Below are 541 nucleotides of genomic sequence, written 5' to 3'. Positions count from 1 at the left end.
CGCAGGTAGGACTCGAACCTACGACCGATCGGTTAACAGCCGATAGCTCTACCGCTGAGCTACTGCGGAATAATATTGCCTGGCAACGTCCTACTCTCACAGGGACAAGGTCCCAACTACCATCGGCGCTAGAGAGCTTAACTTCCGTGTTCGGTATGGGAACGGGTGTGACCTCTCTGCCATCATCACCAAACTATGAAGGCATATTCCTTCAAAACTAGATAACATTGCTTCATATTATATGGTTAAGTCCTCGATCTATTAGTATTCGTCAGCTCCACATGTCACCATGCTTCCACCTCGAACCTATCAACCTGATCATCTTTCAGGGATCTTACTAGCTTACGCTATGGGAAATCTCATCTTGAGGGGGGCTTCATGCTTAGATGCTTTCAGCACTTATCCCTTCCGCACATAGCTACCCAGCTATGCCCTTGGCAGAACAACTGGTACACCAGCGGTGCGTCCATCCCGGTCCTCTCGTACTAAGGACAGCTCCTCTCAAATTTCCTACGCCCACGACGGATAGGGACCGAACTGT

General features: G+C 49.7%; 2 rRNA genes. Both read right to left on the bottom strand.

What is annotated here, in order from left to right:
* Window positions 1–77 precede the first annotated feature (77 nt).
* Window positions 78–193 (bottom strand): 5S ribosomal RNA (gene rrf / locus ACTJK5_RS22990).
* A 48-nt stretch (window positions 194–241) separates the two neighbouring features.
* Window positions 242–541: ribosomal RNA gene (locus ACTJK5_RS22985) — 23S ribosomal RNA — on the bottom strand; the annotation flags it as partial.

It is taken from the genome of Agrobacterium sp. 22094 (genome assembly GCF_052046015.1).
Classification (GTDB): Bacteria; Pseudomonadota; Alphaproteobacteria; order Rhizobiales; family Rhizobiaceae; genus Agrobacterium; species Agrobacterium cavarae.
The sequence above is the reverse complement of the archived record's forward strand: the minus strand, read 5'-3'. Positions and strand labels throughout refer to the sequence as shown.